The 16,254-nt window shown below is 44.9% G+C and carries 12 protein-coding genes; 1 reads left to right on the top strand and 11 read right to left on the bottom strand.

Annotation, left to right across the window (positions count from 1 at the left end; all coding sequences use genetic code 11):
* Positions 1–190 precede the first annotated feature (190 nt).
* From ACIFSR_RS30500 to ACIFSR_RS30535, 8 genes are all read right to left on the bottom strand, one after another.
* On the bottom strand, positions 191–946 hold the full coding sequence (locus ACIFSR_RS30500) for a DeoR/GlpR family DNA-binding transcription regulator (protein ID WP_339208108.1): 756 nt from the start codon (positions 944–946) through the stop codon (positions 191–193).
* A 176-nt stretch (positions 947–1,122) separates the two neighbouring features.
* Entirely contained in the window at positions 1,123–2,475 is a 1,353-nt protein-coding gene (locus ACIFSR_RS30505) for a (Fe-S)-binding protein (RefSeq protein WP_339208107.1), read from the bottom strand.
* Positions 2,468–3,883, bottom strand: coding sequence for a glycolate oxidase subunit GlcD (gene glcD, locus ACIFSR_RS30510; RefSeq protein ID WP_339208105.1), 1,416 nt, complete (start codon positions 3,881–3,883; stop codon positions 2,468–2,470). Before glcD ends, ACIFSR_RS30505 begins: the two co-directional genes overlap by 8 nt.
* Positions 3,884–3,978: 95 nt before the next feature.
* The gene (gene araA / locus ACIFSR_RS30515) at positions 3,979–5,478 is read right to left on the bottom strand and encodes an L-arabinose isomerase (protein WP_339208103.1); all 1,500 of its coding nucleotides are present in this window, start codon (positions 5,476–5,478) and stop codon (positions 3,979–3,981) included.
* A gap of 24 nt (positions 5,479–5,502) precedes the next feature.
* The gene (locus tag ACIFSR_RS30520; protein ID WP_430062442.1) at positions 5,503–6,543 is read right to left on the bottom strand and encodes an aldose 1-epimerase family protein; all 1,041 of its coding nucleotides are present in this window, start codon (positions 6,541–6,543) and stop codon (positions 5,503–5,505) included.
* A 23-nt stretch (positions 6,544–6,566) separates the two neighbouring features.
* Positions 6,567–7,721 carry a Gfo/Idh/MocA family protein gene (locus tag ACIFSR_RS30525; protein WP_430062445.1) on the bottom strand — a complete coding sequence of 385 codons (1,155 nt, stop codon included), beginning with the start codon at positions 7,719–7,721 and terminating at the stop codon, positions 6,567–6,569.
* Positions 7,722–7,726: 5 nt separating this feature from the next.
* Positions 7,727–8,563, bottom strand: coding sequence for a class I fructose-bisphosphate aldolase (locus ACIFSR_RS30530; RefSeq protein WP_339208100.1), 837 nt, complete (start codon positions 8,561–8,563; stop codon positions 7,727–7,729).
* Positions 8,564–8,598: 35 nt separating this feature from the next.
* Positions 8,599–9,474: a class II fructose-bisphosphate aldolase gene (locus tag ACIFSR_RS30535; RefSeq protein ID WP_339208099.1), complete on the bottom strand. Its 876-nt coding sequence runs from the start codon at positions 9,472–9,474 to the stop codon at positions 8,599–8,601.
* Between the two features lie 281 nt (positions 9,475–9,755).
* Between ACIFSR_RS30535 and ACIFSR_RS30540 the strand changes: the two genes are divergently transcribed.
* Positions 9,756–11,240 (top strand): FGGY-family carbohydrate kinase, encoded by a 1,485-nt coding sequence (locus ACIFSR_RS30540; protein WP_339209551.1) that lies wholly within the window; start codon positions 9,756–9,758, stop codon positions 11,238–11,240.
* Between the two features lie 742 nt (positions 11,241–11,982).
* On the opposite strand, the gene ACIFSR_RS30545 is transcribed toward ACIFSR_RS30540, so the two are convergent.
* The 3 genes from ACIFSR_RS30545 to ACIFSR_RS30555 all read right to left on the bottom strand — a co-directional run bounded on the left by ACIFSR_RS30545 (position 11,983) and on the right by ACIFSR_RS30555 (position 16,173).
* Positions 11,983–12,723: an S-layer homology domain-containing protein gene (locus tag ACIFSR_RS30545; RefSeq protein WP_339208097.1), complete on the bottom strand. Its 741-nt coding sequence runs from the start codon at positions 12,721–12,723 to the stop codon at positions 11,983–11,985.
* Between the two features lie 304 nt (positions 12,724–13,027).
* Positions 13,028–13,897, bottom strand: a complete 870-nt coding sequence (locus ACIFSR_RS30550) for a YitT family protein (protein WP_339208096.1) — start codon at positions 13,895–13,897, stop codon at positions 13,028–13,030.
* 1,292 nt (positions 13,898–15,189) lie between these two features.
* On the bottom strand, positions 15,190–16,173 hold the full coding sequence (locus tag ACIFSR_RS30555) for a formylglycine-generating enzyme family protein (protein WP_430062449.1): 984 nt from the start codon (positions 16,171–16,173) through the stop codon (positions 15,190–15,192).
* Positions 16,174–16,254: the final 81 nt, after the last annotated feature.

The following is a 16,254-nucleotide window of genomic DNA, read 5'->3' on the forward strand; positions in this document are numbered from 1 at the left end:
GATGAATCTGATCAAGCATAACTAGTATGGTTGGTAGACAACGTAGATTCTGCATAATATTCGGCAATAAAAATGAACCAACCATTGTGATGTCACAACGATTGGTTCATTCATCCTTATCGATTTCATTTCAATAACAATTAAGTGATACATAAAACATAAGCGTAGAGACAAATTCAATTAATGATATCTATGCTAAGAAGATGGTTGTCTCGGCGGTTTGACAAATGGAAACCATTTCTTGATTCGGTCTTTCGTCTGTAATTATTGCTGTGACAACTTTCAAATCCGCGAAAGAAACCAGCATGCTCGTACCGAACTTAGAGTGATCAATTACAATATACGACTCTTTTGCTTTTTGAATGGCAACACGCTTGATTTCTGCTTCATGCATATTGGAGTTGCTGAATCCGTGCTGAGGATGAAGTCCCGTTGCTCCTAAGAACACCTTGTCAAATGCCATACGAGAAATCGTCTCCAGTGTGACAGGCCCAACCATTGACTTGGTCGTATCCATTAATATGCCACCAAGAACTATGGTCGGAATCCTTTTTTCTGACAACTCGGCAGCTACGTTAATAGCATTCGTAACAACGGTAATATTGGCATCTTCCGGAAGATGCCGTGCAATCTGAAGCGTCGTAGAACCTCCATCAATAAATATCGATTCACCAGGCTGCACTAAGCTGGCTGCAAGACGCCCGATTCGTTCTTTCTCTACTCCTCGTACAATAGAACGCTCTCCCAGGGCAACATCTTTTGATGCAAGAATGGCGCCACCGAACGTTCTTTTAAGCAGGCCGCTGCGTTCCATTTTCTCCAAATCTCTTCGCACAGTCATATCCGTTACGTCGAAATGTTCCTTCAATTCCGATATTTTGACCTCACCTTTGGTCTGTAACTGTTGAATTATTTGTTTTTGTCTGTCATTCAAGTCGTCCTTCATGGCACTCCCTCATATCTCCAGCAGATGGTTTTTAAGCAAAAGCAATAAACGATTACATTTCCGAAAGGTTGTACCTTTATTGTATGGAATGAATTCTTGGAAATCAACAAAATATGTTTCATTTCATAATGTTTTCGTCTATTTTAAACATTTTACTATTTGAAACTACTTCATTACTAATCGATGTTCAATCGATCAAATAGAAAATCCACGATATGGACAGCTTTCACTCGTTCAGGAGAGCCGTGCTTCTCAATCCCATGCTTCATTTGCAGCAAGCAGCCAGGATTGCTGGTCACAATGTATTCCGCCTGTGTATTATTTGCGTGCACCATCTTATGCTCCAGTATTTGTCCCGCCATTTCCGGTTGAGTCACATTATAAATACCTGCAGAGCCGCAGCAGCGATCCGCTTCTTTCATTTCAACATAATTTACGCCATCAATCTCTCCCATAAGCTTTCTTGGTGCATCCGATGCACGCATGACATTACGGAGATGACAAGAATCTTGATATGTTATACGGAGTGCTTTCTCCGCTTTACTTTTACCTCGTTCTGAGAACTGCAGCTTGCGGCCTATCCGAACCAGAAGATCGGAAATGTCAATAACCCGCTCGGCAAACCATTTGGCATCTGCTTTCCAATTCGGATCATCATGGAGTAAATGATCGTATTCGACCAGTATTGCTCCGCAGCCTCCCGCATTGGTTACGATAAAATCGACGTTCGCATCCTTAAAGGCTCTGATATTCACCCGCGCCAGAGATTTGGCTTCTTCGGACTCCCCACTGTGGGCGTGCAAGGCGCCGCAGCAATTTTGAGTCACGGGTATGAGCACGTCAAATCCCGATTCCGTTAACAATTTAACGGTATGGATGTTGGTTTGCGTAAACATCATATCCATGAGGCAGCCTCGAAATAATGCAACGGTAGCGATTCTTTCCCCTTTAGCCAAGTGCCTGACCCCGATTTTCTCGGCCACTCCTTTATATGATGTGTCAGGTAATATGTTCTCCATCTCCCGCAAATGCGATGGAAACAGCTTCATCATCCCGCTGGCGTGAGCGACTTTGCGAAGTCCTGTTTTCTGGTAGGCCTTAAGAGCGCCACCCAGCAGTCGCATCCGTTTTTGATGAGGGAACATCTCTTTTAATACGGTGCGGCGGATCCCTTTTACCCACCAACGATGCCGATCGGTATGTTCTTCAATTGCATCCCGCGTTTGTTCGATAAGCTGCCCGTATTTCACGTCGGCGGGACAAGCAGGTTCGCACGCTCGGCAGCCAAGACAATGATCCATTTGCTCCTCAAATTGCTGGTCAGGCTCCATTATGCCGTCAACAACCGCTTTCATTAAGGCGATTCGTCCTCTTGGTGACTCTGCCTCAATACCGGTTTCCCTGAAGGTCGGACAAGCAGGGAGACAAAATCCGCAGCGCATGCAATTAGTTAGCTGCTCATAATCCAGTTTGGCTGCGAGCTTAGAAGCCATCGGACTTCTCGGCTTGTCTATGCTTTTCTCATGCATGTCCGATTACCACCCTTTTCCTTGTTTCCTTCGCGAACATTTTTCCTGGATTAAGAATGTTCAGTGGATCAAACGCCGACTTGATCGCTTTCATCACTTCAATACCTGCCGTACCTACTTTCCATTCTAAGAATGGAGCCTTCACGATACCAACTCCATGCTCCCCCGTAATAGTACCTCCCAAACGGATAGCTGCTTCGAAGATTTCCTCGAACGCGGCCTCCACGCGATGCACCTCTTCATGATCTCGAGCATCCGTAGTTGCCGTAGGATGTAGATTACCATCGCCTGCGTGCCCGAAGGTGCAAATCTGAACATTATGTTTCTTGGCAATACGGTTTATTTCCAAAACCATGTCAGCAATCTTTGAACGTGGGACAGTTGCATCCTCAAGTATCGTCGTAGGCCTCAGTCTCGCTAACGCCGTGAACGCACTGCGGCGCGCTGTCATTAATTTCAGTGCTTCCTCTGCGGTTTCTGCAACATCAATACGATCAGCCTGCTCACTTCGGCATATTTCTTCAATCATAGCTATGTCTCGCTCAACTGTCTCAGCTTCGCCATCCTGCTCGATAAGCAAAATCGCTTCCATATCCCTTGGCAATCCGAGCTTCGCATAATCATCGACTACCTGAATGGTTGGACTGTCCATAAACTCAAGCGTCGCAGGAATTATCCGGTTTTCAATGATTTTGGATACCGTTCTCGCAGCTCCATTGATATCTCTGTACATCGCCAGCATCGTTTTTTTTGTTTTTGGAGGTGGAATAAGCTTAAGTGTAGCCTCCGTAATAACGGCAAGCGTTCCCTCTGAGCCGACAAGAAGCTTCGTAAGATCGTAACCAGCCACATCCTTCATCAGCTTTCCGCCCGTTCGTAATATATCACCATTGGCTAAAACTGCTTCGAGTCCGATAACATAATCTTTGGTCGTTCCGTATTTGAGACCACGGAGACCGCCAGAGCATTCTGCAATATTTCCACCGATTGTGGAAATGGACATACTGCTCGGATCAGGCGGGTAAAAAAGCCCTAGATTTTCAACCTCAGTGATAAACTGCTTCGTGTTCACGCCGGGTTGTACAACCGCCGTCAAATTTTCAAGATCAATCTCCAATATCCGATTCATTCTGTGCATAACCATTACAACGCCACCAGTAACAGGAACAGTTCCTCCGCATAAGTTGGTTCCCGAGCCGCGGGTGATCAAGGGAATACGATGACGATGGAGAACCTTCATAATTGCTGAAATCTGATCGGTCGTTTCCGGATAAATGACGCCATCAGGCAGTGCTTGCTGCATCGGCGTACCATCATAGGAATGGGTAATCAGCGACTGGGGATCGTCTTTAAAATAGGAATCGCCTACAATCATTTTTAACTCACTTTTAACTTCAATACTCAACATCGCAAGTCCCCCCGGAATGAAAATGGACGAGAAACACAAACGGCTCTTAATAGCGCACAACAGACAGGAGCGTTGGTTTCTCGTCATAAAAACATCTAGTATTTATGGTTCAAACGGTAATATAGATCATTCCAACGAATCTCGTTCTCCAAGCTCGTCATCGTAGAGGTCTGATTGATAATGATGCATTCGATACCGGCCATCTTAGCCCAGTCAGCCATCTGCTCGCTTGTAACATGAAAAGAGAAACCAAAGTGGTGCGCGCCGCCAGCCAAAATCCACGCTTCCGCAGCATCAGATAACGACGGCTCAGGTTTCCACAGAACACGCGCTACCGGCAGGTTCGGCATTTCCTTCTCATTCTTCACAGCAGTTACTTCGTTCACTATCAGACGAAATCTGTCTCCAAGATCAACTACGGTAGCATTGATTGCTTTACCACTATTCCCATTAAAAGTGAGACGAGCCGGATCGGCTTTACCACCGACGAACAGCGGATGAACCTCAATCTTTGGCTTGCTGACGGAAACTGTCGGACATATCTCTAGCATATGAGCGCCGAGCACAAGCTGATTGCCTTCCTGCATGTGATATGTATAATCTTCCATAAAGGACGTGCCTTTGTTTTCAGCCATTATTTTCATAATGCGAACAAGAGCGGCCGTTTTCCAATCACCCTCTGCTCCGAAGCCGTATCCGGCAGCCATAAGCCGCTGCGCAGCTAGCCCGGGCAGCTGTTTCAATCCGTGTAAATCCTGAAAGCTTGTTACAAATGCACTGTAACCGCTTTCTTGAAGAAACGCTTTTAATGCTATCTCGATGCGTGCTTGTTCCCGAATCGCATCACGCTCGGTGCCTTCACGTTGGCCGTTCTCTGTGAAGTCATAAAGCTCTGAGTACTCATCCATCAATTCCTTGACTTGTCCATCCGTGACATCCTGCACACGTTCGGCCAGATCACCTGCAGGATAACCGTTCACCGACCAACCGAACCTTATTTGTCCTTCTACTTTATCGCCTTCCGTGACGGCGACATAACGCATGTTATCACCGAAACGAGCGATCTTCATCGTTTGGCTTTCCGTAAAGCCGGCAGCCGTTCTCATCCAAGAACCGATTCTGCTGCGTACTTGCACGTCTTTCCAGTGACCTGCAATGATTTTACGGGCTATGCCAAGACGGGCTCCAATAAATCCGAATTCTCGGTCGCCATGTGCCGCTTGATTCAAATTCATGAAATCCATGTCAATGCTGTCCCATGGAATATCTACATTAAACTGCGTATGAAAGTGAAGCAACGGCTTACGCAGTTGGGTAAGGCCTGAGATCCACATTTTTGCTGGCGAGAACGTATGCATCCAAGTAATGATTCCCGCACAATGATCGTCTGAATTCGCTTCCAGACAGACACGACGGATAGCTTCCGGCGTTGTTACGACTGCTTTAAATATGATTTTATAAGAAAGAGCATCGTCTTGATCCAGCCCAGCGACCATTTCCTTCGCGTTATCCTCCACTTTTGACAAAACATCTTCACCATACAGTCCCTGACTTCCAGTTACGAACCAAAATACATAAGGCTTAGTCTGCAGCATACCTTTATCCTCCTTAGAATGTGTTTAAATAAATCGCAATTCCAATCGATAATCGATGGTTTCACTCGGCTCTAATATACGGAGCGATCCTCTCTCCCTTTCGTCCGTCCTTCCTCTCGTCCAGCAATTAGAAGGCTCCAGTCCGAGTACATGCTCACCTGACCCTGGCATTCTCCACTGAACGAATTTCGGAAGCGTGACAGGATCCCATTCCAATTCTACCGATAAACCATGTGAATTATTGTTTGCAGGACGAATCGGGAATGAGGGACTATGAATACGTGCAAAGACCGCATCCTTGCTTTGATCAGGTTTATGATAATACACTTGTTCTCTAAAGGTAGGATCAGGCGATTGCCATAATCCCATCCTTCTCATATCCATATCGCTGTCGCGAGTTGACGTTCTTCCTTTCGGAAGTTCCACTGTCGTGTCCTCGGCAAGCAGCGGGAATCCGAAGTTGAAATGATATAGCATCATATGAGGCGCAGGACGGAATCCAACGTTCTGAACGGAATCTAGGATCGTTATGCGATTTTCACCTAAATGGCTAGTTATTGTTCTAGTCAGGCGTAGATGCTCTCCAAAAATCGAGGTCTCCTCTATGACTCCACGGACTCGCAGCACATAATCATCGCCCGCCCATTCTGACCAAGATGAAATTTGACGTGCTGGCGTATGATGAATTCGGCCATGAAGACCGTAAGCACCGTCGCTGTCTTTACCCGGCGATCCAACCTGTGATAATCCGCAGGTCATAAGCAATCCACCGGATGCTGTTCGCAGCCATTCCGCTTCTCGCTGATCGTAATAAGAAGGGTGGGGCTCTCCATTGCTCGAGGACCAACTAACTGGTATGCCATGCATTTCAGCAAGTGAGATGTCCATTCCCTTGCTTGGCGTTACCCAGTAACATAACCCCCCTCCGGTTCGCACTCGGAACGTGTCTACTCCCGCTTCAGGCCCTTCACTTCTTGTATAACGTTCAACACCGCCAATTTGCTCAATGCGGCCAACTCTCGCTTCCAGCTCGCGACGTTTCCATTTCCTTCCGTAAAGCTCCACGTTTTCCTCCCCCTTAAGCAGTCCTATTCCCAGTTCAGCAAAACCGTATTATCTGTTTTCTCTGACTCCAAAGCCGCTGTGAATAGTCGATGGCTCATGGCCGCTTCTTCCGGTTTCGCACATTGGAAGGAGGATTGGTTGTCTTTTCCATTTGCGATCTCATCGCAGAAAGCTGCCCACATCTGTAAAATCGAGTCCGAGAAGCCGAATTCGAAAATACCTCCAGTAATCGTTCCATAGGTTGATTTATATGGAACATCTGAAATATGCCATGCCTGCTCGCCCCCTGGCTCGTATGGAAGGAATGCGACTTGCTTCGGGTTCTTGGTCGTGAACTCTGCAGAGCCTTTTGTGCCGTTAATGCGGATAAACCAAGTATTGGCATGACCTGGAGCAATCCGTTTCATGGAAAGCACCATCGGGAAATTATACTTATCTGTTTTGACCTCACATGCCAATATCGCATTATCCCATGTTTCACAAGAGGCCATGCCGCCTTTACCATCCGGACGTTCCTGCACGATTTTACTAAGCAGTGACCTTACGTTAGCTGGCTTCCAACCGAAGCGGAACGGCAGATGTGCGACGTGCATGCCCAAATCACCCATGCAGCCGTATTCACCATTAGTTCCGATACGACGCTTCCAATTGATCGTTTTGTTCGGATCGAGGTCACTGCTATGCCAGAAGCCGGCTTCAACCTCGATAATTTGTCCGAATTTTTCTTGATTAACCCATTCGACAATCCGTTGGGCTCCCGGGAAGAATGGAAATTCAGAGGAGCAGCGAACGATCACGTCCGGATTCTCCGCGATTGCTTTCATAATTGACTGATTGGCTTCTGCATCGATGCCAAATGGCTTCTCACCAAGCAAATGTTTTCCAGCTTTAATGATATCTATATATAATTGCTCATGCAGGTTATGCGGCACTGCGCAGTAGACAGCATCCACTTCCGGATCCGCAATGAGCTCGCGGTAATCGGAAGTGGTTTTCTTCACGCTAGGCACGTTATTCTCGAACCATTCTGTCGCAGGCAGATGCGCATCGCATACATGTGTAATCTCAGGAATATAATCCACATTGCTCAAGTGGCACCAACGCGCTGAGGCGCTTGCAAATTCTTTTCCCATTAATCCACAGCCGATAACGCCGAAGCGAATGACTTTTTTCGCCATGCCGATTACGCTCCTTTCAAAATAGCTAATGCTTGCTCAGGCGTCGCGCCTTGGTGAACTACAGCCATAAATGCGCGAGTCATCGCCTCTGGATTATTATGTTGGATGACATTGCGTCCATATACAATTCCAGAAGCTCCCTGCTGCATAAGTGCGTAAGTTCTCGACAATATTTCTTCGTCAGAAGCCCGTCCGCCGCCACGCGGCAATACCGGCTTGCCTGATGCCGCTTCCACAACCTTATGATAATCCTCTACGTTATCGCATGGATCGGCTTTGATAATATCCGCGCCAAGCTCCGTACCTTGACGAACAAGCGGAACGATCTTCGTAATGTCACCGTCGACCATATAGCCGCCTTTTTGCTCATTCGGAAGCATAACGAGCGGTTCAACCATAAGTGGCATGCCATAACGCTCACATTCCGTTTTCAGCTTTGATATATTTTGCACGCATTGACGATGAAGCTCTGGTTGTCCCGGCAGAAGCAGCAGATTTACAACGACACATGCTGCGTCCAGGCGAACTGCTTGTTCAACCGGATTATGAATGAGTTCACTGAATAAGTGTGAAGGAAGCTTCGTGCCGTATACGTTAGCAACATCTGTACGCAGCACGAGTGAAGGCTTTTCTTTGCCTGGAATAGCTTGAAGATGCTCTGCTTGACCAACGCTAAGCTGTATCGCATCGGGATTGGCACGTACAATGGTCTCGATTGCTGCTTTCATATTCTCAATGCCAGCCAAGAATGAATATTCATTGAAAAAGCCATGATCGATCGCGACATCAAAGCACTTGCCTTGTTCACTAAATAAACGATTTAAACGAGCGGTAACGGACATATTTGACACACCCCATATACTTGTTTTATTGGTGATTACGCTTTGTTGCTGCTGCGAAACGTGCGCATAATATGCTGCGCATCTTCTTTAAAGTCCTGAATGACATTCATCATGAATTCGTGATAGAAAGTCTTCTCTTCGGACTGGATAAAACGTTCTTTAGCCCGATCAACAACCTTAAGCGCCATCCCTGTGTAATAATTAATTTTAGACGCACCGTGATCGATCGACTTATGGAAGTCTTCCTCCGACAATCCAGACCCACCGTGCATCACAATCGGAACACCGGCCGTATTCCGAATTCGCTCCAAGCGCATTAAATCCAAAACTGGTTTTTTCAAATAAACGCCGTGCACAGTACCGAATGCAGCGGCAAGCGCATCAATACCGGTTCGCTCTACAAACTCCCTTGCTTGCTCGGGATCGGTATAAAGCGAAGTATCGTCGATGATGGAATCATCATCTTCACCTTCCGCGCCGCCGCTTTTTGGCCGAGTTACGTAGCCAAGCTCTCCTTCCACCGAAACGCCAAGCGTTTTAGCAATCTTCACGACCTCTGCGGTTCTGCGAACATTTTCTTCATACTCATACTCCGAACCATCAAACATGATTGCGTTAAAGCCTAAATGCATCGCATTCGTTACCGCGGAGAAGCTCTTTCCGTGATCGAGAAGGATGCTGACCGGTACCTTGGCACGGTTCATCGCTTCTACCATAATGGGTGCAATCTGCTCGAGCGGTGTATACTTAAAATGAATTTCAGCATGGCATAGGATGACTGGCGACTGTTCATCCTCAGCGGCCTCAATGATTCCGCGAACCATATCTAAATTTATTGCGTTAAAGCATGGGACCGCATAGCCCCTACGAGAAGCATCCCGCAGCATTTCACCCATGGAGACTTTAGACAAATTACCTTCCACCTTTCTATCAGTCTATATTCCTTAATGTTCGTTTCAAACATATTATAGTTAATCCCTATGTAATAAGCAACCACAAAATTTAAATATTAAAAACCGTTTTTTTCGAATATAGCATTTCGAATAGCAAAACCCCATTAATATCGCTATATATCAAAGTTTTCAGCTATTTTGTTTAAAAGATTATTTTCGAAATTTATATTATACAAACAAACAAAAATTGTTTATAATGAACATATACTTATTATTGGAGGGATTATAAATTGTCACTAATGGGACTCGACATCGGAACGACTGGATGTAAGGCTTCGCTCTTTGATGAGGGCGGAACTCTTCTATCAGCCGCGTATATGGAATACCCTTTGGAACAGCCTAAACCAGGAGCTTTTGAGCTAAATCCAGAACGAGTCTGGGAATCCGTCAGACGGGTTATCGCGGATGTGCTCTTAGCTGTTCCCGGCGTCAATGTTCACGCCCTCAGCATTTCTTCCTTGGGTGAGACGGTTGTTCCCGTCGACCATGATGGAAATGTATTAAGCAATGCCATTTTGTATACGGATTCAAGAGGTATAGAGCAAGCTGCAATCATTGAACAAAAAATCGGTAAGGAACGGACGATGGAGCTTACCGGAGTCCCTCTGCATCCGATGTTCTCCCTTCCGAAGGTCATGTGGATCAAACAATACCAGCCTGAGATTTACCAAAAAGTATGGAAGTTCATGCCGTTTGGCGATTTCATCGCTTTTGTACTCACGGGCATTTCGGTTACAGACTACACCTTGGCCTCTCGCACAATGGCCTTTAATGTGTCCAAAAAAGAATGGGACTCTGATATGTTTAATGCCGCCGGAATTGAAGTACACAAATTTCCTGACCTCATTCAGTCTGGTCAAATCATTGGCCCCATTCGCAATGAAATAAGACAATCGCTAGGCTTCCGTTCAGAAACGTTAGTTGTAGCCGGCGGCCATGATCAAGCCTGTGCAGCTCTCGGTGCAGGTATTTTACATAACAATCATGCGGTGGACGGTATCGGAACCGTGGAATGTATTACGCCTGCCTATTCTTCACCAATTCTGAATACGAAGATGCTCCAGTATCAATTCAATTGCGCACCGCATGTCATTGAAGGTTTATATTTGACATATGCCTTCAATTTTACTGGCGGTTCCCTTATTCGGTGGTACCGAGACAAGTTCGGTCAAATCGCCGAAGCAGAAGCCCGCAAATTAGGCATTAACGTTTACGACTATTTGAATTCAACATCTGCAGCATCACCTACCGATTTGCTCGTGATTCCTCATTTTGCCGGATCAGGTACGCCATACATGAATCCCGAAGCCAAGGGTACGATTTATGGATTATCATTTGATACAGATTCGACCCATCTGTACCGAGCCTTAATGGAAGGTGTTACGTATGAAATGCGCTACAACCTCGAATGCCTTGCGGAAGCGGGCATTCCTATTGAGTCGCTGCGCGCGGTAGGCGGTGGGGCTAAATCCGACCTGTGGCTACAGATTAAAGCTGACATTATGAATTGTCCTGTAGAGAGATTAAACGTTAGTGAAGCTGGAACGATGGGTAACATCATTCTCGCTGGAAAAGCTTCCGGGGTTTACCAAACTTATGAGGAAGCCGTAAACATACTTGTCAAACCGCTGCGGATATTTTACCCAAGTGAATCTAATACGTCCATCTATCAGGATCGCTATGAGAAATACAAAGTACTTTCACGAGCAATTTCAACCTTATAATTTTGATAAATAAACATTCCAGGTAGCAGCAACCAAGCTGCTACGTCTGGAATGTTTATTATTTTAAGTTTTATATTGTATTCATTGAATGCAAACCTTAATTGGGCGAAAGCCATCAGCGTGAGTCCGACAAGCACAAGCCATTGGGTCGTTCCCCACCTGCTTTACTCGAAACTAGTCTGGATAAAAAGAAAACCTTGAAGGTTTCATCCCTCAAGGCCAGTCATCTTTTCACTTATTTTGTTATACAACTCAAGCCTATCTGCTTCAAGAAATTGTAGTGCTAATTCGTTCACTGTACCAAAATCAGATTTAACAATACTTCATACCTTACTGTATTGGGCATTATGTTAGTCGTATATTCTTTATCCCAAATTCAACAATTAATGACATTTCCCTGCACTCCGTCATTTAGATAATAAGAGAACGATGATTTTCATCAGCCTTTTTCATCAATTATCTCTTCGCCTTATAAATATCCGACGTTTGGGGACGAAATTCGCCCCCGCTTTGTCCCCTCCTGCAAACCAATCTCTTGGGTCGGAATCCATATAACTGCTCATACAAGAAATGGTCAGAGTCTGCCTAAAATCGTTATCGAAGGAGAATCGTTCCATGAAGCGAGCTCCAAAGAGGAACACTCACTTAAAATAAAGTTAATACTCATTATAGTCAAAAATAAGCGATCCCCCCATGATTAGGGAGATCGCATATTATTTTGAGAAAACCGATTTTGTAGATCTTATTTTGTTCCTGGTATTTGTGGACTTGTTGACGAAGGTGATCTTTTTGAGTTTGTTTCTGATTCTTGATCTGTTTGTGGCGATGGTGCAGGATGTGCCTTAATGTATTCGAGTACATTGTAGATTTGTTCCGCTGCCTCAGCGCGAGAGATTTCAGCTTTAGGATGGAAGTTCCCTTGTTCATCTAGTTTCACTACGTTATAAGCTAGCGCGCGCTGGATGGATCCATCATAATCAACGGTTATATCTGTGCTATCGTTAATCTGGGCAGGAACAAGCTTAATCTTTGGAAGATTGCTATGCGTTTCAATCGTGCTAATAAGCTGGTGAGTGAACTCTTCACGCGTCCATTTCTTGTTCAGATTCAGATCGGCTGGCAGTACGACTCCATTAACGCTTGCCGTAATTAAAGCATTCGCATACCAAGCATTGTTGTCTGCGTTTTTGAAATAATCCGTAGCTTTAGGTTCTACAAGAAATCTTACTAGATCTAGATTCAGATTCGCAGCATTAACAATAAGCTGAATGCCTTGTGCCGCTGTGATGGTATCATTAGGGGCAAATAAGTCGTCCGAAATACCATGGACTAAGCCTTGCTCTTGTAAGGCAACAATTTTATCCTTTACCGCGATATTCGTTATATCCGAAAAAGGGTTAGCAGCTGCATAGCTATGACCTACAAAGGTTAATGATAATGCGGTAATCGTGGACATCGTAATCATTTTGAATTTTGTTTTCATTTCTTTCACCTCGTAGAGTTTTTAGTTGAAATTCAAATATTTTATTCGTTGTTTCTGATCTCGCCCTTACATTAGTAATACAATCGAAGAGCCTATTATTTTTCACACTAAAAAATTTTTTTATGGCCGATAGATTAAAAAAGGGCGCTAAGGTTATCACCGCACTCGAGATGAGCTAGTGAAGGCAAAATGAAAAGGAATGAGCCCGGTATAGTACCGAACTCATTCCCAGAATGTCGCCTAATCAAATAACCCGTCTAACTTTTAAGGGTCACTTCAAAAGGGGATTAGAAATTGAAATATTTTAGTGGATGTCCTTTTTCTTAAAGCTGCCACCTTTTACTTCAGCAACCTCATACACCATGATGAAAGCATTTTCGTCAATCTCACGAATAATTTCTTTCATTTTCCGCTCTTCCAGACGGTTAATGACGCATGTGATTTCTTTAAAATGCTCATTTGAATAGCCGCCTTGCACCACACTATACGTAGCGCCGCGACCCAAGCGATCGCGAATAGTGTCAATCATGCTTTCAGGATGCTTGGTAATGATCTTAAACGTTTTAGCTCCGCTGAGGCCTTCTTCGACGATATGTATCACCTTGGAAGCTATAAAATAAGCAATTCCCGATAGTATAGCACCCTGCAAGCCAAATACGGTCGAGACGACGATAAATACGAATACGTTCAGGAATAAGATAAGATCGCTTGTACCGAAAGGAAGCTTCCGGGAAAGCAATACCGCCAGCATATCAATGCCATCCAGCGCGCCGCCGTTCCGAAGAGCAAGACCCATTCCCAAACCGATAATGATGCCTCCGACAACGGTGACGAGGAGCGTATCGCCTTCTACAATCGGAGTAATATGGTGCATAACGACGGTACCCACGGCCAGTGAAGCAATACCGATCACGGAATATATCGCGAAGCTTTTTCCAATCTGTTTATACCCTAAATATACGAACGGTATATTCAGAATCGCAATGAGAAGTCCCAAAGGCAACCCGAATAGATTCGACCCTACGATGCTAAGACCCGTCACGCCGCCGTCCGATACGTTGTTCGGAATTAATACTGCCTCAAGGCCATAGGCCGTAATAAAAGCACCGATGACAACGATGAGTCCTCGCAGCACCGCGACCAATACTGCTGTCTGTTTATTCTCTTTCTTCATTTTAAACCTCATTTCCTATTCTCGTTTCTTTAACTTCACTAAATGTAAACATTTTTCCCTTTAAAATTCTAAATATCTATTCGCCTAAAGTCAATTATTACATTCCTATAGTGGCGCGTCCACCCTATACAACCCCTGACTCAACCACATCATACAAGAAGAGCAAATGCGACCTCGAACTAAGATTGTAAACCTACTTTCCATACAAAAGCCTTTAAACACCCGATATGCTGTGTTTAAAGGCTTTAGGGATTGCAGCATTATGTATTTGAAGTGAATGTGGATAAGTTCAACTCATCACTTATATCAGCGCAAGATATAAATTGGAGTTTAGTAATGGATAACATTTGCTATTCCTGTATATCAATGAACGACACCGCTTGCCAGAGCTAAAATTAAAAAATACATAGGAGGAAGTTTCAAATTAATTAATCTACCTACCAATCTATTTATAATAGGTGCCTAAACTTCGTCGATTACATTTTTTCTAACTCCTCACTTTCTCATTTTTTTAAAAACAAAAAAGGACAGAAATGAACATATCGTTCATCTTCTGCCTCCATAGGGAATTGACTAACGGATAACATGATTTCTCCATTCAAACAATTGTCAAAACAAAAGAGTCTTGACAATTAGAGCATAATGTAAAAAAACCGTGTTTGAGAGCACGGTTCCGCAGCCAACTAGAAGTAGTCGATGTCCCATGTTCTTAACTAATACAGGGTAATTCCATTTATTTCATAAAGAAATAAAACGCTTAAATAAGCGAATTTCTGCAATTTAAATGGAATAAACCTAATGCAAATAACTAGCTAAGAACAACAGCAGACACTCTTTACTTCCCTCTAATATTGAAAACTGCAAATAATCAAATCGCTATGCATCAGATCAACGTTATAGGCTCACCTACCACTGTTGTGATAGGGTTCAAAGGTTTTGCTGTATATATCTATTAACTTTTTTCAGTAGCAAGCGGCTCTTTCTTTCATCTCGATTATGATGCCTTGACCATTGCTCCAACAGTTGAAAAAATAACCCTGAATTAGATCGATATCCTTCTCATTCTCCAGCGCCAACCTCTGGTAATCAGGTATGATATTTTCCAGTTGATCATTTCATTTATTGGAGAAAATTCGCAGCAGGTCCGCCAGCGCGCCGAACGCTTCAGCACAAGAGCAACGACAAAAAATCCTCCGGTTAACCATGATTTTGAACGCCATGATCACATGGCGTAATATTCACCGTTACTGTGAAAGTATTAAGATACTCCATTTATTCCGTTTCGATAGCCGTTAAGTTACTTTAGGGACTAGGTCCGCGGCCACGCGGAAGCCGATGTTGCCCGTTGAGCTGTCTTGTGTATTGCCGCTTCTCGCCGCAACCCTGTAGCGGTTGCAGTAGGAGCGGTGGCACAAATACGAGCCGCCTCTCATCGACCTTTTGCCTGTATCATGTGTGTATCGTGGATTCACTGAAGACGTTTGACGGTGATAAGCAGGACTGAACCAATCCGCACACCATTCCCATACATTTCCTGCCATATTATACAGTCCGTAACCGTTCGGATCAAACGACTGAGCAGGAGCAGTACCGATATAACCATCGCTTGCATTATTTTTAATTGGGAATTTTCCCTGCCATATATTGCACATATGCCTACCGTCCGGCTTGAGCAGGTCCCCCCAAGGATAGGTCCTGCCCTGTAAACCGCCTCGTGCCGCATATTCCCATTCCGCTTCCGTCGGCAGTCTTGTCCCAAACCAGGAGCAGAACGCCACTGCATCATTCCAAGAGACATGAACGACCGGATGATCCATTCGACCCTCAATGCTCGAATCCGGCCCTTCCGGGTTGTTCCAATTTGCTCCATCAATGACAAGCCACCAAGGGACTTGCCTAGGTACATTTTTAACCCTGATGTTCGTTTCGTCTGATACCAGCAAATGGAAGACATATGACCATCCATAGCTTTCTGCTTCAGTTCGATATCCGGTTGCATCCACGAATGCCCGAAACTGCGCGTTCGTCACGGCGCAAGCCGAGATTTTGAAGGCTTCGAGTTCCACCCTCCGAACCGGACCTTCCCCATCGCTTGGAAACCCTTCGCTAGTCATTGTTCCCATTTCGAAGGAACCGCCCGGTATGATAGCCCAATCCAAGTCGATGTGATCCAGCTCCGGAACGGCAGTTTGTGACGGTGCTGGGACCGCTATAACACTGGGCTCAATGTTCGCATGCAGCCTGCTTGCAGCACAGCAGGATTTCATTTGTTCCACTCCTTCGCCTCCCTCCACATACATGTAAGCCACCAGAAGCCCTTTAAATCATTTTTTCACTGAATTGAACAACTCTCTCAT

Source organism: Paenibacillus sp. NRS-1760 (genome assembly GCF_050467785.1).
Classification (GTDB): Bacteria; Bacillota; Bacilli; order Paenibacillales; family Paenibacillaceae; genus Pristimantibacillus.